The organism is Mesorhizobium carmichaelinearum, from assembly GCF_900199455.1.
GTDB lineage: Bacteria > Pseudomonadota > Alphaproteobacteria > Rhizobiales > Rhizobiaceae > Mesorhizobium > Mesorhizobium carmichaelinearum.
Genome location: NZ_FZQR01000009.1, coordinates 66,175 through 85,987, shown reverse-complemented (window position 1 = coordinate 85,987; position 19,813 = coordinate 66,175). Strand labels below are relative to the sequence as shown.

The following is a 19,813-nucleotide window of genomic DNA, read 5'->3' as shown; positions in this document are numbered from 1 at the left end:
GTCGCGGGGCGACCCCGAAGAACCACGCTATTCGACTCGCCAGAGCGAATTCTGAAAGGTCCTAGGCCGGCGCTTGTAATCTAAGAATCAGTAGCCTCTCCACTTCCGCCATCACCTCAGCCGGCGTCACACGCCCCTCTGCTGCAGCTAGCAGCGTCGACGCATAAGGCCCGCGCGGGCCGGTCAAACCCGGCTCGGTCGCCAAAAACACCGCGACCGTCGGCAGGCCGAAGGCGCTGGCGAGATGGGTCAATCCCGTATCGGCGCCGATCACCAGCGTTGAGCGGCCGAGGATGCCGGCGATGTCGGCGAGTGGCGATTTTGGCACCACGACCGTGGATGGCACGGCCCTGGCGATTGCCTCTGCCACCGCCTTCTCACGCTCGTTTGACCAGGTGGTGACCGGCGTCATGCCGCGCTCGACCAGCAGGCGGGCGGTTCCGATCCAGTCTTCGACAGGCCATTTCTTGTCCTCGCGGCTGGTGCCGTGCAGCAGGAAGGCGGTTTTTCCGGTGATGCCGGGCAGGCCACCGGGTGGCGGCACAATGCCCGAAGCGAGCGTCGAAAGATCGGGCTGATAGCCAAGCGCCAGCCCGAACAGCCGCCTTGTCCGTTCGATGGCGTGCAGGTCGCTGGGAACGCCGTAGGTGACGTCGTAAAACAGGGTCGCCGAGGGTTCGCGCGCGCTCGACCGATCGAAGCCAGCGATCGGTGCGCCGGCCTGCCTTGCCACCAGGGCCGATTTCAGCAGGCCCTGCGCATCGATGACCAGGTCGTAGCGGCATGCGCGCAAGGTGCGGCGCAGCGCGGCCGCTTCGCGCCAGGTGCCGCCGCTTAACAGCGCCTTGCGCCAGCGCCGGATGGCGACCGTGTGAATCCTGCCGATCGCCGGGTGCAGCGCGACAATGCCGGCGAACGCCTCTTCGACGCACCAGTCGAAGGACACGTCCGGCCTGACGAGGCTGGCATCCTCGACGGCCGGAAAGGTGTGGATGACATCGCCCATCGACGATGTCTTGACGATCAGGACCTTCATGCCGCGGCCGGAAGTTCCAGCAGCCGCTCCGCCGCCGCCGCGACCTGCCCGACTTGCAATGTCTTCAGGCAGTTGAAATGGCCGAGCGGGCAGACTTTCTGGTGGCAGGGCGAGCAGGAGAGGTGCAGCCAGACCAGTTCGCGCCGTTCCGCCAGCGGCGGCGTGTTCTCGGGCGAAGTCGAGCCATAGACGGCGACGATCGGCGTGCCGACGCCTGCCGCGACATGCATCAGCCCGCTGTCGTTGGAGACCGCCAGCCTTGCCGCCGCGATGAGGTCTATGGCGTCTTCCAGCCGCGTCTGGCCGGCGAGGTCGACGACGCCGGGGGCAAGGGCGGCGATCTCCGCGGTGACGTCGCGGTCGTTCTTGGAACCGAACAGCGCGACCTTCAGGCCCTTGCTCATGAACTCGCGGGCAAGACCGGCATAGCTTTCGCTCGGCCAGCGCTTGGCCGGGCCGAATTCGGCGCCAGGCATAAGGGCCACGAACTTTCGCGGCGCCAGCCCGAAACGGTCGAGCAGGGTGGCCTGGTTGCCGGCATCCACGGTCAGGTGAGGCGCGCGAAAACTGCCGCCCTTGGCGAGGCTGAAATAGGCCTGCGCGGTGCGTCGTTTCACGGCGTCCGGCAGCGGCACGATGTCGGTCAGCAGGCCATAGCGCATTTCGCGCAGATGGCCGAAACGGCGTGGAATGCGGGCAAAGAACGGGATCAGCGCCGATTTCCAGCTGCCGGGCAGAATGTAAGCCATGTCGTAGCGGCCGCGCAGCAGGCGGCCGAAGCGGCGGCGAATGGTGAATTCGAGCGCGCCGGGCTTCAGCGGCAAGTCGATCTGCTGGCGGATTTCGGGCATGCGCTTGACCAGCGGTGCGGCCCAGGCGGGCGCCAGCACGTCGATCGCGGCGTTGGGATGGAGTTCCTTCAGCGCCGAGAACAGGCACTGCGCCATCACCATGTCGCCCACCCAGCGTGGGCCGATCACGAGGATCGTTGGGCTTTCAGCCATTCGACATAGTCTCTGACACCGGTTTCGACTGTCCGGAATTGGCCACTATAACCGGCCGCGCGCAAACGGGACATATCAGCTTGCGTGAAGCTCTGGTAGCTGCCCTTGAGGTGGTCGGGGAAGGGGATAAATTCGATCTCGCCTTTGCCCAGCGTGTCGATTACGGTTTCGGCGATGGCGCGGAAGGGTTGGGCGCGGCCGGTGCCGCAGTTGAAGATGCCGCTCGAGCCGCGTTTCCACAGCCACAGATTGACGTCGGCGACGTCGCCGACATGGATGAAATCGCGGCTCTGTTCGCCCGGTCCGAAGCCGTCATAGGCGCCGAATAGTTTCGGGTTTTCGCCGCGCTCGACCTGGTTGAACAGATGGAAGGCGACCGAGGCCATGGCGCCCTTATGCGCCTCGCGCGGTCCGTAGACGTTGAAATAGCGCAGGCCGGCGACCTGCGAATGATCGGTGTCGAAGACGGTGCGCCTGACATAGTCGTCGAACAGTTTCTTCGAATAGGCATAGACGTTGAGCGGCCGCTCGAGCGCCGGTTCTTCGCGAAATTCCGAACCGCCGCCGTAGACGGAAGCCGAGGAGGCGTAGAGGAAGGGCAAGCGCAGTGCCTGGCAGGCATGCAGCAGCCGCTTCGAATAAGCAAAATTCACCTCCATCATGAACTTGCCGTTCCACTCTGTGGTGGTCGAGCAGGCGCCCTGGTGGAACACCGCCTCGACACGGCCGAGCGAACCGGCCTCGATGCGGGCCAGAAAATCGTCCTTGTCGAGATAGTCGGCAATGCTGAGATCGGCGAGATTGGCGATCTTGTGGCCGTCGGTGAGATCGTCGACGACCAGGATGTCGTCATGGCCTTCGGCATTGAGCGCGGCGACGATGTTGGAGCCGATCATGCCGGCGCCGCCCGTGACGATGATCATGAAGGCCTCTGGTTGCTTGCGATTCCGGTCCTTATAAGGGAGGCCAGCCGGGCTGTCGACAAAGCAAGGCGGTCGTTTCGTCTCTCTCTTTCAAGCTTGTCTGTTTTGTCCATTTTGTCTATTATGGACAAAACGGAGTGTCTGATGAAACACTATCCATCGACCGATCTGAAACAGAATCTCGGTGACGTGCTTGCGGCTGCCAGCCAGCAGCCCGTCTCCATCACTCGTCACAACAAGCCGAGATATGTCCTGATGAGCATCGAGGCTTACGAGGCTCGCTTCGGCAGCGACAGTCGCCGCGTCTACGCAGCGCAGGATGCTCCGTCCGAACATGTGGAGATGCTCGAGGAGTACGCCGCGGAATTGGACCGTGATTAAACCCGTCGCCGCGGACGTCTGGCGATATCCATATCTGTGGCATCGCCAACATGGAGACGGCGAGACCGAAGGCCGCAAAACGAGGCCTGTCGCCTTCGTCGCCGTTCTTCCCGGCAAGGCCGGAGGCACGAACCTTTTCATCCTTGCAATCACCTCCACGCAGCCGGGCCGTGATCGCGTAGCCGTTAGCGTTCCGGAAATTGAACGCCACCGCGCCGGCCTTGACCCTATCCCCCTTTGGGTCATAGTCGACGAGTACAACCACGATATTCTGGAATCGTCGGCCTATTTCGAACCGGGTGCGCGTATCGGTGCCTTCAGTCCGTCATTCCACAAAAAAGTCATCTCGGCTTTCATTGCAGCTGTTCGAGCAGGTCAATCCAAAGCCATCCCGCGGGCGGACTGAACGGCCTGCAATCGGGCAGGGCAGGATCAAAGGGACAAAAAATGCCGTCGACCGAACTGCTCATTGCGTTTTTCGCCACCACCGCGATCTTCGCCTATATTCCAGGCCCCGCCATGCTTTACGCCGCGGCGCAGACGATGGCGCGCGGGCGCTGGTCGGGACTGACGGCGGCACTTGGCATTCATCTGGGCGGCTATGTGCATGTCTTTGCCGCTGCCGCCGGCCTGTCGGTGCTGTTCCACGCCGTGCCGCCGCTCTACATGGCGGTCAAGCTGGTCGGCGCGCTCTATCTGATCTGGCTCGGCGTCGCCCTTTTCCGCAAGCGCGTGGAGGGCGACGTGGCGTTGCCGGCGATCGAGTGGAAATCGGCACGCCGCGCCTTTTTCGAGAGCATCACTGTCGAGGTGCTCAATCCCAAGACGGCGATTTTCTTCATGGCGTTCCTGCCGCAGTTCATCGACGCCTCGGCGGCGCTTCCAGTCTGGCTGCAATTCGTCGTGCTCGGCACCATCGTCAATTTGATGTTCTCCTCGGCCGACATTGTCTGCGTGTTCCTTGCCGGCCTGGTGATCGGCCGGCTGCGGCGTTCGAGCCGGGCGCAGCGGCTGATGCAGCGGGCCGGCGGGGCCGTGCTGGTTGGGCTCGGCGTTCACGTTGCCCTGCAGAAAAGCTGACCGCTTGGAGTGTGCCGGTCCCGTGCTGCCGTTGCGCTGCGTAGATTTGCGGTATATCGGCAGGCATGACGATCCGGCCCGTAAATTGACAATTTTCAGCACGACAGAGATCAGCCTTTCCACACATTGCCAGTGACATGATCAAGCACAATCCGCCTTCGCCCGAACCCCTGCACCGCGCCATTGCGCGCTTTGGCGGCGTCACCGTGTTGGTGGTCGGCGACCTCATCCTCGACCGCTTCGTCAACGGCGTCATCGAGCGGATTTCGCCGGAGGCGCCGATCCCGGTGCTGCATGGGCGCGGCGAAAGCTTGGCGATGGGCGGCGCCGGCAATGTCGTGGCCAACATCGTCTCGCTGGGCGCGCGTGCCATTCCGGTGTCGGTGATCGGCACCGACACGGCCGGCGACAGCCTGGTGCGGATGCTTGGCGAGCTTGGCGCCGAGACAGCGGGGCTGTCGCAGCAGCGCGGCCGCATGACCTCGTCGAAGAGCCGGTTCAGCGCGCTCAACCAGCAGGTACTGCGCTTCGACGAGGAAGAGATCAAGCCGCTGGACGAGGCGGAGCGGGCAGGGCTGATCCGGCATTTCCGTGCCGCACTGACGGGAGCCGATATCGTCATCCTGTCCGATTACGGCAAGGGCATCCTGCTCGACGGCGTCGCCGCCGAACTGATCGCCATCTGCCGCGCGGCCGGCAAGCCGGTGCTGGTCGACCCGAAGGGCCGCGACTATGCGCGCTATGCCGGCGCGACCGTCGTCACGCCCAACCGCAAGGAACTTGGCGAGGCTGTCGGCCATGCGGTGTTCGCCGATGGCGAGATCGTCGCGGCAGCGCGCCAGCTGATTGCGGCGCATGGCTTCGACTTCGTCGTCGCCACGCGCAGCGAAAAGGGCATGAGCGTGATCGGTCCCGACGAGGCGCGCCACATAGCCACCCAGGCGCGAGAAGTGTTCGATGTCTCCGGCGCCGGCGACACGGTGATCGCGACCTTTGCGCTGGCGCTCGCGTCGGGTGCCGATCCCGTCGCGGCGGCCTCGATCGCCAATGCCGCCGGTGGCGTCGTGGTCGGCAAACGCGGCACCGCGCGGCTGACGGTCGAGGAACTCACTGGCGCGCTGTTTCGCTCGCACGGGCCGACCGCCCACAAGGACGCCATCCTCGATGCCGCATCGGCCGCGCGCATGGTGGCGGCGTGGAAGGATGAAGGTCTCAGTGTCGGCTTCACCAATGGCTGCTTCGACATATTGCATGCCGGCCATGTCAGCCTGCTGCACGCGGCGCGCAGCCAGTGCGACCGGCTGGTGCTTGGCTTGAACAGCGATGCCTCGGTGCGGCGGCTGAAAGGGCCGGGCCGCCCAGTCAACGACCAGCATGACCGTGCCTGCGTGCTCGCGGCCCTGGCCTCGGTCGATGCGGTCGTGGTGTTCGAGGAGGATACGCCGCTGGCGCTGATCGAGGCGCTGCTGCCCGACATATTGGTCAAGGGCGCGGATTACACGATCGACACCGTGGTTGGTGCCGATGTCGTGCAGAAGGCCGGCGGACGCGTGGTGCTGGTCGATCTCGTCGCCGGCAAGAGCACCACCGGCACCATCGGCAAATTGCGCGCCGGCTCTACAAGCTGAGGTTTTGATGTCTGAACTGAACGACTATCTGGTCCGCTCTGCGGCCGCGATCACGGCGATGGTCGAGCGTGACCTGACAGGCGAGATGGAGCGCGCGGTCAGCGCCGTGGTGACCGCGCTTTCGTCAGGCAAGGCCTTCCTGATCGCCGGCAATGGCGGCTCGGCCAGCGATGCCATCCATATAGCCGGTGAGCTGGTCGGCCGCTTCCTCAAGGAGCGCAAGGCCTACAATGTCATCGCGCTGCCGGCCAATGCCGCAGTGCTGACCGCCTGGGGCAATGATTACGGCTTCGACACGGTGTTCTCGCGCCAGGTCGAGGCGCATGGTTCGGCGGGTGGCGTGCTTCTGGCGATCTCGACCAGCGGCAATTCGCCAAGCATCCTCGCCGCCGCCGAGCAGGCGCGGATGATGGACATGACGGTGATCGGCCTGACCGGCGACACAGGCGGCAAGCTCAAGCCGCTGTGCGACATCCTGCTCAACGTGCCCTCGACCTCGACGCCGATCATCCAGCAGGGACATCTCTGCCTCTATCACTACCTGTGCGAAGTGGTCGAAACGCGCCTCAGCAACGGCTGACAAGGTGGTGTCGCCACACAAGCTGACCGAGCCGGGTCTGTGGGTCGAACGGATCGGCGACCGGGTTTTCCCACCGCACCTGCCGGCGCTGTTCCTCGACCGCGACGGCACCATCAACGTCGATACCGACTATCCCAGCGATCCGGCCGAGATGGAGCTCAGGCCGCAGATGCTGCCGGCGATCGCGGCCGCCAACCGAACTGGAATCCCGGTCGTCGTGGTCACCAACCAGTCCGGCATCGCGCGTGGCTATTTCGGCTGGAGTGCCTTTGCGGCGGTGAACGGCCGCGTGCTCGAGCTGTTAGGCAATCAGGGCGTGTTCGTCGACATGGTGCTTGCCTGCGCCTACCACGAGGCCGGTGTCGGGCCGCTCGCCGTTGCCGATCACCCGATGCGAAAGCCCAATCCGGGCATGCTGATCGAGGCGGGCAAACGCCTCGATCTCGATCTCCAGCGATCGTTGATCGTCGGCGACAGACTCGCCGACATGCAGGCGGGAAAGCGCGCCGGCCTGGCACAGGGCTGGCTGGTCGACGGCGATGCGGCGGCTCAGCCCGGCTTCGCCATCAGGCCCTTACGGGACAGCAGTGACCTCGGTGGCCTGCTCGCAGCCATTGAGGCGCTCGGCCGGGACAACAGATCCTGATCCAGGCCTGACCGCTCACGCAGGATCGTTGCGTTCCGAGGCCTCGTAGAGTTTGGCCTCGGTGGCGAAGGAATAGATCATCACCGACATCGAGTAGACGAAGCCATGCCGGCCGCACAGGAAGTAGCGCTTGGCCAGGTAGAATTTCAGGAAGTTGCCGAACGGCGACAGCACCAGCCGCACCAGGCCCGGCTTCTTGCCCTTCTCGACCAGCGTGACGGCCTTGAGGCCGGAATAGGCGTTGGCCCGGGCAAGATCCTCCTCGACCGATATTTCGCGGCGATGCAGCAGGACGCCCTCTTCGATCGTGCCGGTCTCGCCCGGCACGTGGAAGGCTTCGTGCACCCGCGCGGTGAGATCCATGGTGGCGCCTTCCCGGCGGAAAAGCCGCATCAGCCTGTTGTGCAGCACCCAGCGGTGCGCGTAGCCATAGCCCTTCAGCCAATCGCGGCGGCGGATATACCAGCCGCTGATCTTGTCGTCGGGGCCTTGCGTGATCGCCACGATCGACTGCCGCAGCTGGTCGTCGACGCGCTCGTCCGGGTCGATCGAAAGACACCAGGGCTGGGTTGCATGGTCGAGCGAGAACTGCCGCTGACGCGGAAAACCCGGCCAGTCATTGTGCAGCAGCCTAATCGGGTAGCCCTTGGCGATATAGCTTTGCACGCATTCGACGGTGCCGTCCGTCGAGCCGGAATCGACGATGATGATCTCGGCGCAGAAGTCGATGCTTTCCAGGCACGGGCCGATCATATCGGCCTCGTTCACGCAGATGATAAGCGCCGAGACCGGGCTTGCAAATCGAGTCATGGTCCCCTTCCCATGGCGGGCCGCCCCCTCAACGACGCTGCTTTCGCTATCCATTTCTGCGCAATCCCGGGTGCAAAACCGTTACACACTTTTTCAGGAATTGCTTAAGAAACCAAGCGGGCGGCGAAGTCCGGCAGAGCCGTCCAGCCTTGTACATCAGCGTCTGTCGAATACCAACGCGGCGCCGGTGTGGCGAAGGTCGGGGATTCGCGGCGGCGCACAGGGCATCCGCCCGGCCTCAGGGACGCTCGAAGGAGACCAGGCCTTCATCCTTGACCCGGCGGATGGTGAGCGCGGTGCGCACCGTGTCGACATTCGGCGTCGAGGTCAGTTCCTCGATGACGAAGGTCTGGAAGGCGCCAAGGTCGCTTGCCACGCAATGCAGCAGGAAATCGGATTCGCCCGAGACCATCCAGGCATCACGCACGATCGGCCAGCCGCGTGTGCGCTCGGCGAAGGTGCGCAGTTCGGCATCGGCCTGGTGATGCAGGCCGACCAGGCAGAAGGCGACGACATCGAGGCCGAGCGCCGGCGCATTGAGCAGCGCGCGGTAGCCGCGGATGATGCCGGCTTCCTCCAGCCGTTTGACCCGGCGCAGGCAGGGCGGCGCCGAAATGCCGACGCGGTTCGACAGCTCGACATTGGTCATGCGCCCGTCGGCCTGCAGCTCGCGCAGGATTTTCCAGTCGATGGCGTCGAGGTCGGCTTTCAGGGGCATGGCTGTCTCAGCTCGGCGCAAGAATCTTTCGCAATTTTGTAATTAAACGACTTTTGTGTTGGCGCCAGCCCTCATCAACGCGATTTTTGAACGGTAACGAAAGCGGCGATCGTGCGAATAACCGCTTGGGCCGAAGCTTTCCGGGGACGACGGCCCGTTCGTCTTGCTGGCGTGATTGGCAACCCTTACATTAGGCGCGACATTTCACGCTATTCCCCAAGGCACACCCGATTGTCTGCCCCGCAGAGGTTCTAGATGACCACCAAGCATGCGCCCGTTCTCATCATCGGTTCCGGTCCGGCCGGCTATACGGCGGCGGTCTATGCCGCCCGCGCCATGCTGAAGCCGATGCTGGTCGCCGGCCTGCAGCAGGGCGGCCAGCTGATGATCACCACCGATGTCGAGAACTATCCCGGCTTCGCCGACCCGATCCAGGGACCGTGGCTGATGGAGCAGATGCTCAAGCAGGCCGAGCATGTCGGCACCGACATCATCAACGACATCATCACCGAGGTCGACCTCAACGTGCGGCCGTTCCGCGCCAAGGGCGATTCCGGCACCACCTACACCGCCGACGCGCTGATCATCGCCACCGGCGCGCAAGCCAAGTGGCTGGGCATTCCGACCGAGCAGGATTTCATGGGTTTCGGCGTCTCGGCCTGTGCCACCTGCGACGGCTTCTTCTATCGCGGCAAGGATGTCGCGGTGGTCGGCGGCGGCAATTCGGCGGTGGAGGAGGCACTCTATCTGTCGAACCTCGCCAAGAGCGTCACGGTCATCCACAGGCGCAGCGACTTCCGCGCCGAGCGCATCCTGCGCGAGCGGCTGCTGAAGAAGGACAATGTCCGCGTCATCTGGGACACGGTGGTCGACGAGATCACCGGCCGCCCGGGCAAGGCGCCGCTGCCGCCTTCGGTCGAAGGGCTGAAGCTCAAGCATGCGGTGACCGGCGCCGAGACGCATCTCAAGGTCGACGGCGTGTTCGTGGCGATCGGCCATGCGCCCGCGGTCGAGCTGTTTGCCGGCAAGCTGAAGCAGAAGCCGAACGGTTACCTGTGGACGGCGCCGGATTCGACCCGCACCGATGTGCCTGGCGTGTTCGCCGCCGGCGACGTGACCGACGATATCTACCGCCAGGCGGTGACGGCGGCGGGGCTAGGCTGCATGGCGGCACTGGAAGCGGAAAAGTATCTGGCCGGTATCGAGGTGCATCGCGAAGCAGCGGAATAGGCCGCTTGCAAAACTGTTAAAAAAACGGCTTAGAAACGCCGTGTAAAAGCCTGATTTTTCATTCAGACGCCAAACAGAACGAGGGGAATCATGGCGTTGGACTGGGACAAGCTACGCGTGTTTCACGCTGCGGCGGAAGCGGGGTCGTTTACGCACGCGGCCGAGACATTGCATCTGTCGCAATCGGCGATATCGCGGCAGGTCAGCGCGCTCGAGCATGATGTCGGCGTGCCGCTGTTCAACCGCCATGCGCGCGGCCTGGTGCTGACCGAACAGGGCGAGATGCTGTTTCGCACGGCGCATGACGTGCTGATGAAGCTCGAGACCATCAAGTCGCGCCTGACCGAGACCAAGGACCGGCCCTCCGGCGTGCTTCGCGTGACGACGACCGTCGGCCTCGGCGCCGGCTGGCTGACCGAACGGGTGCAGGAGTTCATCGAGCTCTATCCCGAGATCAGCCTGCAGCTGATCCTGGCCAATGAGGAACTCGACCTCACCATGCGCCAGGCCGATTGCGCCATCCGGCTGCGCCAACCGCAGCAGCCGGACCTGATCCAGCGCCGCCTGTTCACCGTGCATTTCCACCTCTACGCGGCACCCGCCTATGTCGCCAAGCATGGCAAGCCGGCCTCAGTCTCGGAGCTCAGAAACCATCGCATCGTCACCTTCGGCCTGCCGGTGCCGTCGCATCTGTCGGAGTTGAACTGGCTGGAGACGGTCGGCGATTTCGAGGGCGGCCAGCGCGTGCCGTCGCTGCAGATCAACGACATTTTGTCGATCAAGCGCGCGGTGCAGGGCGGTGCCGGCATCGCCATGCTGCCCGATTATGTGATCAACAAGGATTCCGGTCTGGTGCAGCTTTTGCCGGAAACCGAGGTGCCGTCCTTCGACACCTATTTCGCCTATCCCGACGCGATGAAGAACCAGGCCAAGCTGCATGTGTTTCGCGACTTCATTATCGCGAAAGCGCGCAGTTGGTCATTTTAGCCCTAGCGGACGATCGGTAGTAGCACTGGTGATCTATTCGCCCCGCCAGGGTCTCAGGCGCGGCAGCCAGCCGGGGACGTTGCGGCGATAGGTTTCGTATTCGGCGCCGTAGCGGCGGGCGAGCGTCGGCTCTTCGTAGAACCTGACGAAGGAGCCCATGACGACAGCGCCGATGGCGGCATAGGCGACAAGCGTCCAGCTCGAGAACAGCAGCGCCTGGCCGAGGATGATCGACAGCACGGCGACATACATGGGGTTGCGGACATGGCGGTAGATGCCGCCGATCACGAGCTTCTCGGTCGGCGCGACGGGGGCAGGCGTGCCCAGCCCCTCGAGCGCGAAGCGGGCGAAGGCATGCAGCAGCACCGCGGCTGCGGCGACGATGAGGATGCCGCCGGCAGGAACAAAGCCCGGCACGGTGGACCACGGCAAGCCCCAGTGATCGCTGAGCAGCCAGGGAACAAGCCCGGCAACCACACCCGGCGCTGCGATCAGGAAAACGCCGCTGCCGGCAATCGCTGAAAAAGGACGCATTGGCTGTTTCCTGCCTGGCTGCCTTAGATTTGGACGGCCGCTGCCTGATTCCAGGTCATCAGGTGTTTTTCGGATTTTTGGAGCAAAATCGGCCGGGAATGACGTTTTCATGACGACAAAGGCTCAGCCGCGTGCTCGATTTCGGCGATTTTTCTGGTCCTATTGGCTCCCGGAATGGGTTAGACCACAGCCTGCGTCTTTTTGCATGCGTGTGTTGCAAAATAGATGCTTGTTTCTTGGGCATGAAGAGCAGATATGTAGATCATCTCCTGGGCGCGTTCTCCTCCCATTAGCGCCCTCGAGTGTTCCCCTCTGGAGGTTAGCCTTAACAGGCACTTCCAATCAAACTCAGCCGGATCTTCGTTGATCCGGCTTTTTTGTTGCCCGGACCCTGCTGCCGCGGCCGGAGATTTCATCAGAATTGCCACGTAACAGTGTCATGTAACCTCTGGTAACATGACAACGATGCGTTCCGCTGCTATGAAGAGGCTAGGACGCGGTGTGGTTCGGACGAGGGATGGGGGCATCACTCGTACGGCCCGGGCTCAGGCGGCTACCGCGTCCGAACCTATTCCCGCCGAAAGCGCGGCAACCCTACATGCGGCGGACCTGCCGTTTCCTCTCCCAAGAAAACGGTCCGCGAACAAAACGGCGTCCGGCCCCCCCGGGCGTCGTTTTTTGGTTTTTTGTGGAAGTTGTCAGCCCAAGCCGCGGCTCGCTTTTGACGCGACATGCATTGGTGCTGCGTCATAGACTTCGACAATCCTCAACGTTGGCGCTGCCCCTCACTGTCCTGCCCGTCCTCCGCAGCAGCTGCGCTGCAGCTGCGGAGGGTGGACCGGACATCTCTCCCCGTGAACGGGGAGAGAGTGGCTAATCGGCGAAATCAGGCGGCCTTGCCGTTGGCGTTCATCGCTTCGTCGGCGAGGCGGCCGGTGAGCTCTGCCATATGGTCGAAGGCGGCGCGGTAGCTGGCGACGCCCGCGGTCGCCGAGCGCAGCTCGATGATCAGGTCGCCGATCTCGGCTTGCGGCATGGTCGCCTCGACGACATCCCATCCCGGCCAATCGGGCCGCGCATCATAGCCGAGGATCTGGCCGCGCCGCTGCGGGATCAGCGCGATGATCTTCGAGGTGGCGTCGGATGGCGTGACGATCTCGACCTTCATCACCGGCTCCAGCAGCACCGGCGAGCAGGCGGCCATGCCTTCCTTCATGGCGAGCTTGGCCGCCATCTGGAAGGCCATGTCGGAGGAATCGACCGCATGGTAGGAGCCGTCCGACAGGTTGACGGCGACGTCGACGACGGGGAAGCCCAGCGGGCCTGTCTTCAGGTAGTCGCGTATGCCTGTTTCGACCGACTGGATGTAGGTCTTGGGCACGACGCCGCCGGTGATGGTGTCGGTGAACTGGAAACCGGAGCCGCGCGGCAGCGGCTTGATCTCGATCACCACATCGCCGAACTGGCCGTGGCCGCCTGACTGCTTCTTATGGCGGCCGCGCTGCTGCGCCGGTTTGCGGATCGTCTCGCGATAGGGCACCGCCGGCGCGTGGCCTTCGACCGGGATCTGGTTCTTGCCCTCCAGCCGCTCGCGCACGACGCGCAGATGCATTTCGCCATGGCCGGACAGCACCGTTTCGGCAGAGTCCTGGTTGTGGCGCAGGCTGAGCGAGGGATCCTCCTCGGCCAACCGCTGGATGGCGGCCGACATCTTGACCTCATCCTTGCGTTCCTTCGGCCGCAGCGCGAAGGCGAAGACCGGCTGCGGTGGCTCGAAGGCGAACAGCTGCTTTGTGCCGCCCTTGGCCGAGGTCAGCGTCTGGCCGGTCTTGACCTCGTCCAGCTTGCCCAGCGCCACGGTGTCGCCGGCCTTGGCGGCGGTGAGCTTGAACTGGTCCTTGCCGAGCATCTTGTAGATGCCGGAAACCTTGGCCGTGTCGCCGCCGGGCAGCCAGAGTTCCGAGCCGTCGGCGACCTGGCCGGACAGGATGCGCGACACCGACAGCTTGCCGCCATGCGGCGTGTGGATGGTCTTCATCACCTGGACCACAGTGGCGCCGCTGTCCTGGGCGCCAAGCCGCTTGCGGGTCGCCTCGATGTCGGGCGCGTCGTGGCGGATGGCCTTCAACAGGCGCAGCACGCCATTGCCCTTCTCGGCGGTGCCGATCAGCACCGGCGTCACGACGCCTTCGCGCAGGTCGGCGGCGAGGTCGTCGAAGATCGCGTCCTTCGGCGGCTCGATCTCCTCGAGCAATTGTTCCATCAGCTGGTCGTCATGGTCGGCCAGGGTCTCCAGCATGGAAAAGCGTGCTTCCAATTCGCGCGCCTTGTCGTCGCCCGGTATCTGAGCCACCTCGCTCTCTGCATATTCGCGATAGATGTAGGCGCGCTCCAGCGCCAGATCGATCGAGCCGATGACGACCCCGTCCTTGCGCAGCGGAATCTGGCGCAGCAGGAGCGGCACAGAGCTTGCCGGCTGCAGCATCTTCAGCGTGTCGCGCACGCCGGCGATTGCCTTGTCGACCTTGTTGAGGAACAGGAGGCGCGGCACGCCGAGATCGTCGAGCTTGCGCATGATGAGCTGCAGGGCAGGGATCTTCTTTTCGTCGGCCTCGGCGACGACCACCGCGAGGTCGCAGGCGGCCAGCACCGGTTCGGCCTCGAAGGAGAATTCGATGGAGCCGGGACAATCGACGAAGGTGATCTGCTCGCCCATGAAATCGGTGGTGGCGACCGTTGCCTCGACGCTCATGGCGTGGGCGCGCGCTTCCGGCGAATGATCCGAGACGGTGTTGCCTGATGAAACGGGATTTTGTCGGGGGATGGCGCCCGTACGGGCTAGTATGGCTTCGAGAAGTGTCGTCTTACCGCTTGCAAAGGGACCGACTATGGCAATGCATTTCGGTCCCGTGCGTCGTCCTCCGGCGCGAGTACCCATGGCTGACCTCCACTCAGGCGTTTCCCTAGGGACCGACTGGCTTGCATGGTTCAGGCGTGGTCAATCGGTCCTGAGCGGCGGCCGGCCTGTTCGACCGTCGCGGGCGGGGTTCTTTTTCATGTCGCCACCTGCCCAAAAGCATCGTCCCACTTGTTTGCCGGCAGGGCAAGGAAAATAGAAATCCGCTGCCGTGCGGCGGCCTCAGGCGCTTAGTGCCAGGGGTTCTCCATTGATGGCGCGCGAGGGGGCGACCTTGTCGCGCGGTGCCGGCCTGCCGAACAAATAGCCCTGGAAACGGTTGCAGCCGGCGGCCTTGGCCAGCGCGAACTCCTCCTGTGTCTCGACGCCTTCCGCCACGATGGTGACGTCCTGGATGCGCGCGATCTGCGCCAGCGCCGAAACGAAGATCTGCGCCACCTGGTCGTGGGCAAGGCTGCGTATGTAAGAGCGGTCGATCTTGATGCTGTCGATGGGCAAGGTTTTTAGATAGTTGAAGCCGCAATGGCCGGTGCCGAAATCGTCGAGCGCGATGTGGAAGCCGAGACCGCGCAGTGCTTCGAGACGCCGCAGGATTTCGGGCGTCGCGGCTGTTGCCACCGTCTCGGTGATCTCGATGATGAACTGAGCCGCCGAACGGCCGCTTTCCCTGAGCACGCGGTCGCACATGGTGACGATCTCGTCGCGCTTCAGCTGCTCGCCGGAGACGTTGATCGAGATGCGGCGCCCGGGGAAATGGCCGATATCGGCGCAAGCCCGCTTGAACACCCATTCGCCGAGCATGTCGATCAGCGTCGAGCGTTCGGCGATGGGGATGAACTCGGCCGGCGAGATCAGGCCGCGAACCGGATGACGCCAGCGGATCAGGCCTTCGAAAGCACAGGCGGAGCCGTCCGGGTTGACGATCGGCTGGTAGTGCAGTTCGAGCTCGCCGAGATAGACCGCCGCGCGCAACTCCCGCTCGACCAGGCGCCGGTAGCGCTTGTCGGACAGCATCTCCTCGTCGAACACGGTGACGCGGCCACGGCCCGCCGCCTTGCTTTCATAGAGTGCCAGGTCGGCAACCAGCATCAGCTCCGCCGTGTTGGAGGCATGGGCCGGCGCCAGCGCCACGCCGACCGAGATGGAGAGCGGAATGGTCTTGCCTTCATGCGATTTGCCAGCCCGCATCGTATCGAGCAATTGCCTGATATCCTTGTTGATGGCGACGAGGTCGCTGTGCGGAATGATGACGCCGAATTCGTCGCCGCCCAGCCGCCCGACCATGCCGCCGGCAAAGATGCGTTCCGACGTCTTGACCAGGTGCACCAAAGCGAGGTCGCCGAACTGGTGTCCGAACGTGTCGTTGAGCTGCTTGAAGTGATCGACGTCGATCAACAGCAAGGTCGCCTCGCGCCGGTCGCGCATGGTGCCCAGGCTGTCACGCAGCGCTTCGAGGAAATAGCGCCTGGTCATCGCCCCGGTCATGGCGTCCCTGGTCAGGAAATGATGTTTTTCCGCCTCGGCCGCCGCCGCCGAGCGCAAGCGATGGACGACGCTGCTGCGCATGTACATCAGCGCCAGCAAGGCAAGGCCGGTGGCCAGCATCGAGACGGCCAAGGGGCTGCCCGAGGGCAGGTTGCGCGAGATGTCGAAAGCGCCGAGTGCGGCCGCGCCGATGCTGAGTAGAAGCAAGGCCTGGATGCCGCGATAGATCCGGCCGCTATGGTCCTTGATCGTCGCCAGTATGCTCATCCGCCAGCCCCCGCAAATGCAGGCCCACGGCTAGTGGGGAGCCGTTAAGAAGACATTGAATTCGCCGTCGTTTCGCGCTGTGTCGCGATGCGGGAAAGGTTCATGGTTAAGGAGAGAGAACCGTTTCTTCGCCCAGGCATCGCAAACCGTCGGTTGCGCCTGACATGATATCGGCCGAGAATGCATTTTGCCTCGACGAGGGGCCTTCACCACCAGTTTCAGGGTCAGACGATGAAGATCATTGCTTGCGGCAGCGTGCCGACCATCATAGCGCCGGAAAAATACTTCACCGGCCGGGTTCTGCAGACGCCGATCATCGAGGCGGAGGCGCCGGCGCGGCTGAGAGCGACGCTGGTGAGCTTCGAGCCGGGCGCGCGCACCCACTGGCACACGCATCCGCTCGGCCAGACGCTCTACGTCACCTCGGGCGCCGGGCTTGCCCAGATATGGGACGGCCCGGTCAAGGAGATCAGGGCCGGCGACGTGATCTGGTTCGCGCCCGGCGAGAAGCACTGGCATGGCGCTGGAGCGAAAACAGCGATGACGCATATCGCCATGCAGGAGGCGCTCGACGGCGTCCATGCCGACTGGCTGGAAGCGGTTTCCGGCGAGCAGTATGGCAGCTGAGCCTGGCCGCCTGTAGAAATCATCATGCCAAAGAACCGTCTGCCGCTCGTCGCCGCCGTCTATCTCGGCTCGTTCGTCGCCTTGCTCGACGTCAGCATCGTCAATGTCGCGCTGCCGACCATCCAGGAGGCGCTGCACACCGATTTCGGCGGCCTGCAATGGGTGGTCGATGCCTACACGCTGTGCCTCTCGGCTTTCATGCTGTCGTCGGGGCTGATCGGCGACCGCTATGGCCGCAAGCGCTCATGGCTGGCCGGCGTCGGCATCTTCGTGGCCGGTTCGCTGCTCTGCGCCGTCGCACCGAACCTGCCAGCGCTGCTGGCCGGCCGGGTGGTGCAAGGCATTGCCGGCTCGCTGCTCATTCCAGGCGCGCTGTCGATCCTCACGCAGGCCTTCCCGGATCCGCGCGAGCGGGCCGGCGTCATCGGCGGCTGGGCTTCGTTCGCCGCCGTTTCGCTGGTCGTCGGCCCGGTGTTGGGCGGCATCCTTGTCCAGACGGTCGGCTGGCAGAGCATTTTTCTCATCAACCTGCCGCTCGGCCTTTTCACCATTGCGCTCGGTGCCGCTTCGATCGAGGAGACGGCGCATCCCGAACATGCCCATCTCGACCTTGTCGGCCTGGCGCTCTCGATCCTGTGGCTCGGCGCGCTGACCTTCGGCCTGATCTCGGCCGGCGAGAGCGGCTGGGGCGATGCCTGGACCATCACGGCCATCATCATCGGTGTGGTTGGCCTGGCGGTCTTCCTTGGCTTCGAGGCGCGTACGCCCCGGCCGATGCTGCCGCTCGGCCTGTTCCGCGATGTGCGCTTTGCCGTCGCCAATGTCGCCTCGTTCGCGCTCGGCTTCACCTCCTACAGCAGCGTCTTCTTCTTCTCGATGTTCCTGCAGCAGGTGCAGGGCTGGTCGCCGACGCAGACCGGCCTGCGCATGGCGCCGGCTTTCCTTGTCCAGATCGTGGTGTCGCCATGGATCGGCAGGCTGAGCGCCCGCTACGGCCATTCGCTTTTGATGACGGCGGGCTATGTGCTGATCGGCCTCTCCATGCTCGGCATGTGCTGGGCCGGGCCGTCGACGCCATACGCGGTGCTGTGCGTATTGTTCGCCATCAACGGCCTCGGCAACTCGCTGGCGATCCCGACCGGCAGTGCCGCCGCCATGTCCTACGCGCCGCGCGAGCGCTCGGGCATGGTGTCGGCGGTCATCAATGCCACCCGCCAGAGTGGACTGGCCATCGGCATCGCGCTGCTCGGCGCGCTGATGAGCATGCGGGCGACCAGCCTGCTGACCGGATATCTCCGCGATGCCGGTGTCGCCAATGCCGAAGCGGTGGCCCGGGCCGCCATCTCACGGCATGATTTTACGACCGACGCGGCGGTGGGCACGAGTGGCGTGCACGACCTTTTCACGATTGCCTATGCCGGCGGCTTCCATGCCGCGATGCTGGCGGCGGCGATCGGCGCATTCCTCACCGCCGCATTGCTGATCACCGTGCTGGCGCCAGCCGAGGCGCGGTCCGCCAGGGAGGCCAAGCAGCAGGCGTGAGCCGGTACACGGGCAACAAAAAACCCGGCGGTGACGCCGGGTTTTTGCATTTCAGGCTGAGCTGATCAGGTCAGCGATGCCGTAAAACGCTGGATGCGCGTGCAGGCTTCCTCGAGCAGCGTCTCCGAGGTGGCGTAGGAGATGCGGAAGTTGGGGCCGAGGCCGAAGGCCGAGCCGAACACCACCGCTACACCTTCGGCCTCGAGCAGTTCCGAGCAGAAGGCCTCGTCGGTGTCGATCACCTTGCCGGCCTTGGTCTTCTTGCCGATCAGCTGGGCGCAGGACGGATAGACGTAGAAGGCGCCTTCCGGCGACGGGCACGTGATGCCGCGCGCCTGGTTGAGCATTGAGACGACCAGGTCGCGCCGGCCCTGGAAGATCGCCTTGTTCTTGGCGATGAAGTCCTGCGGGCCGTTGAGCGCCTCGACGGACGCCCATTGCGCGATGGTGCAGGCGCCCGAGGTCTGCTGGCCCTGGATCATGTCCATCGCCTTGATCAACTGGACGGGACCTGCGGCATAGCCGATGCGCCAGCCGGTCATGGCATAGGCTTTCGACACGCCGTTCATGGTCAGCGTGCGCTCATAGAGCTTCGGCTCGACCTCGGCGATGGTCTTGAAGACGAAGTCGCCATAGGTCAGGTGCTCGTACATGTCGTCGGTCAGCGTCCAGACATGCGGATGCTTGAGCAACACATCAGCCAGCGCGCGCAGTTCGGCCTCGGTATAGGCGGCACCCGACGGGTTCGACGGCGAGTTCATCAGCAGCCATTTTGTCTTCGGCGTGATCGCCTTCACCAGCACTTCGGCCGTTAGCTTGAAGCCATTGTCGATGGAGGTGTCGGCGAATACCGATGTGCCGCCGCAGATCGCCACCATTTCGGGGTAGCTGACCCAATAGGGGCGCGGGATGATGACCTCGTCGCCGGGGTTCAGCGTCGCCATGAAGGCGTTGAACAGGATCTGCTTGCCGCCGGTGCCGACGATGGTCTGCTCAGGCTTGTAGTCGAGATTGTTCTCGCGCTTGAACTTTTTCGCGATCGCCTCGCGCAGCGGCACGATGCCCGACACCGGCGGGTACTTGGTCTCGCCGCGGCGGATCGCTTCGATCGCCGCATTCTTGATGTTGTCGGGCGTGTCGAAGTCCGGCTCGCCGGCGCCGAGGCCGATAATGTCACGGCCGGCATTTTTCAGCTCGCGCGCTTTCTGCGTCACCGCGATGGTGGCGGAAGGCTTTACGCGGGAAAGGGTGTCGGCAAGAAAGGCCATGACCTCTGTCTCTCCTTGGGAAGATCGGCGCGGCCAGGAGCGGCCGCGGCGCTTCTCATGTCGCATGATTTCGCCCAGTGCAAGCATTGTCGGCTGATCCAGGCCTCAAGGAGCCGTGATTGCAACCTGTGAGCGACAACAAAAAATTCA

19 protein-coding genes are annotated in these 19,813 nt (G+C 64.1%); 10 read left to right on the top strand and 9 right to left on the bottom strand.

Annotated elements, in window-relative coordinates; genetic code table 11:
- Positions 1 to 61 precede the first annotated feature (61 nt).
- The 3 genes from waaC to rfaD are packed head-to-tail and all read right to left on the bottom strand — an operon-like array spanning position 62 to position 2,963.
- Entirely contained in the window at positions 62 to 1,036 is a 975-nt protein-coding gene (gene waaC, locus CKW40_RS21105) for a lipopolysaccharide heptosyltransferase I (RefSeq protein ID WP_095201797.1), read from the bottom strand.
- Positions 1,033 to 2,040, bottom strand: coding sequence for a lipopolysaccharide heptosyltransferase II (gene waaF, locus CKW40_RS21100; RefSeq protein WP_095201796.1), 1,008 nt, complete (start codon positions 2,038 to 2,040; stop codon positions 1,033 to 1,035). Before waaF ends, waaC begins: the two co-directional genes overlap by 4 nt.
- Positions 2,013 to 2,963 (bottom strand): ADP-glyceromanno-heptose 6-epimerase, encoded by a 951-nt coding sequence (rfaD, locus tag CKW40_RS21095; RefSeq protein WP_095201795.1) that lies wholly within the window; start codon positions 2,961 to 2,963, stop codon positions 2,013 to 2,015. The genes waaF and rfaD overlap by 28 nt, the downstream gene beginning before the upstream one ends.
- Before the next feature lie 144 nt (positions 2,964 to 3,107).
- Here rfaD and CKW40_RS21090 point away from each other — a divergent pair, with 144 nt between their 5' ends.
- From CKW40_RS21090 to gmhB, 6 genes are all read left to right on the top strand, one after another.
- Positions 3,108 to 3,344, top strand: coding sequence for a type II toxin-antitoxin system Phd/YefM family antitoxin (locus CKW40_RS21090; protein WP_095202016.1), 237 nt, complete (start codon positions 3,108 to 3,110; stop codon positions 3,342 to 3,344).
- Positions 3,337 to 3,750, top strand: a complete 414-nt coding sequence (locus tag CKW40_RS21085; RefSeq protein ID WP_244571236.1) for a hypothetical protein — start codon at positions 3,337 to 3,339, stop codon at positions 3,748 to 3,750. Before CKW40_RS21090 ends, CKW40_RS21085 begins: the two co-directional genes overlap by 8 nt.
- 41 nt (positions 3,751 to 3,791) lie before the next feature.
- Positions 3,792 to 4,424, top strand: a complete 633-nt coding sequence (locus tag CKW40_RS21080; RefSeq protein WP_095201794.1) for a LysE family translocator — start codon at positions 3,792 to 3,794, stop codon at positions 4,422 to 4,424.
- Between the two features lie 137 nt (positions 4,425 to 4,561).
- Positions 4,562 to 6,052 carry a D-glycero-beta-D-manno-heptose-7-phosphate kinase gene (gene rfaE1, locus CKW40_RS21075; protein ID WP_095201793.1) on the top strand — a complete coding sequence of 497 codons (1,491 nt, stop codon included), beginning with the start codon at positions 4,562 to 4,564 and terminating at the stop codon, positions 6,050 to 6,052.
- A 7-nt stretch (positions 6,053 to 6,059) separates the two neighbouring features.
- Positions 6,060 to 6,632 (top strand): D-sedoheptulose-7-phosphate isomerase, encoded by a 573-nt coding sequence (locus CKW40_RS21070; protein ID WP_095201792.1) that lies wholly within the window; start codon positions 6,060 to 6,062, stop codon positions 6,630 to 6,632.
- On the top strand, positions 6,586 to 7,278 hold the full coding sequence (gene gmhB, locus CKW40_RS21065; protein WP_095201791.1) for a D-glycero-beta-D-manno-heptose 1,7-bisphosphate 7-phosphatase: 693 nt from the start codon (positions 6,586 to 6,588) through the stop codon (positions 7,276 to 7,278). Before CKW40_RS21070 ends, gmhB begins: the two co-directional genes overlap by 47 nt.
- Before the next feature lie 15 nt (positions 7,279 to 7,293).
- Here gmhB and CKW40_RS21060 read toward each other — a convergent pair whose 3' ends face one another.
- Both CKW40_RS21060 and CKW40_RS21055 read right to left on the bottom strand, forming a co-directional pair.
- Positions 7,294 to 8,088, bottom strand: a complete 795-nt coding sequence (locus tag CKW40_RS21060; RefSeq protein ID WP_095202015.1) for a glycosyltransferase family 2 protein — start codon at positions 8,086 to 8,088, stop codon at positions 7,294 to 7,296.
- A 238-nt stretch (positions 8,089 to 8,326) separates the two neighbouring features.
- The gene (locus CKW40_RS21055) at positions 8,327 to 8,806 is read right to left on the bottom strand and encodes an Lrp/AsnC family transcriptional regulator (RefSeq protein WP_019860544.1); all 480 of its coding nucleotides are present in this window, start codon (positions 8,804 to 8,806) and stop codon (positions 8,327 to 8,329) included.
- Between the two features lie 255 nt (positions 8,807 to 9,061).
- On the opposite strand from CKW40_RS21055, the gene trxB reads away from it, so the two are divergent.
- Entirely contained in the window at positions 9,062 to 10,036 is a 975-nt protein-coding gene (gene trxB / locus CKW40_RS21050; RefSeq protein WP_095201790.1) for a thioredoxin-disulfide reductase, read from the top strand.
- Positions 10,037 to 10,126: 90 nt separating this feature from the next.
- On the top strand, positions 10,127 to 11,023 hold the full coding sequence (locus CKW40_RS21045) for a LysR family transcriptional regulator (RefSeq protein WP_095201789.1): 897 nt from the start codon (positions 10,127 to 10,129) through the stop codon (positions 11,021 to 11,023).
- 33 nt (positions 11,024 to 11,056) lie between these two features.
- On the opposite strand, the gene CKW40_RS21040 is transcribed toward CKW40_RS21045, so the two are convergent.
- The 3 genes from CKW40_RS21040 to CKW40_RS21030 all read right to left on the bottom strand — a co-directional run bounded on the left by CKW40_RS21040 (position 11,057) and on the right by CKW40_RS21030 (position 16,226).
- On the bottom strand, positions 11,057 to 11,557 hold the full coding sequence (locus CKW40_RS21040) for a methyltransferase family protein (protein WP_095201788.1): 501 nt from the start codon (positions 11,555 to 11,557) through the stop codon (positions 11,057 to 11,059).
- A gap of 886 nt (positions 11,558 to 12,443) precedes the next feature.
- The gene (locus tag CKW40_RS21035) at positions 12,444 to 14,495 is read right to left on the bottom strand and encodes an elongation factor G (RefSeq protein WP_095201787.1); all 2,052 of its coding nucleotides are present in this window, start codon (positions 14,493 to 14,495) and stop codon (positions 12,444 to 12,446) included.
- A gap of 201 nt (positions 14,496 to 14,696) precedes the next feature.
- Positions 14,697 to 16,226 carry a putative bifunctional diguanylate cyclase/phosphodiesterase gene (locus CKW40_RS21030; protein ID WP_095201786.1) on the bottom strand — a complete coding sequence of 510 codons (1,530 nt, stop codon included), beginning with the start codon at positions 16,224 to 16,226 and terminating at the stop codon, positions 14,697 to 14,699.
- Between the two features lie 231 nt (positions 16,227 to 16,457).
- Between CKW40_RS21030 and CKW40_RS21025 the strand changes: the two genes are divergently transcribed.
- Together CKW40_RS21025 and CKW40_RS21020 are read left to right on the top strand one after the other, a co-directional pair.
- Positions 16,458 to 16,853 (top strand): (R)-mandelonitrile lyase, encoded by a 396-nt coding sequence (locus CKW40_RS21025; protein WP_095201785.1) that lies wholly within the window; start codon positions 16,458 to 16,460, stop codon positions 16,851 to 16,853.
- 24 nt (positions 16,854 to 16,877) lie between these two features.
- Positions 16,878 to 18,395, top strand: a complete 1,518-nt coding sequence (locus CKW40_RS21020; RefSeq protein WP_095201784.1) for an MFS transporter — start codon at positions 16,878 to 16,880, stop codon at positions 18,393 to 18,395.
- Positions 18,396 to 18,460: 65 nt separating this feature from the next.
- Here CKW40_RS21020 and CKW40_RS21015 read toward each other — a convergent pair whose 3' ends face one another.
- Positions 18,461 to 19,663, bottom strand: coding sequence for a pyridoxal phosphate-dependent aminotransferase (locus CKW40_RS21015; protein ID WP_095201783.1), 1,203 nt, complete (start codon positions 19,661 to 19,663; stop codon positions 18,461 to 18,463).
- Positions 19,664 to 19,813: the final 150 nt, after the last annotated feature.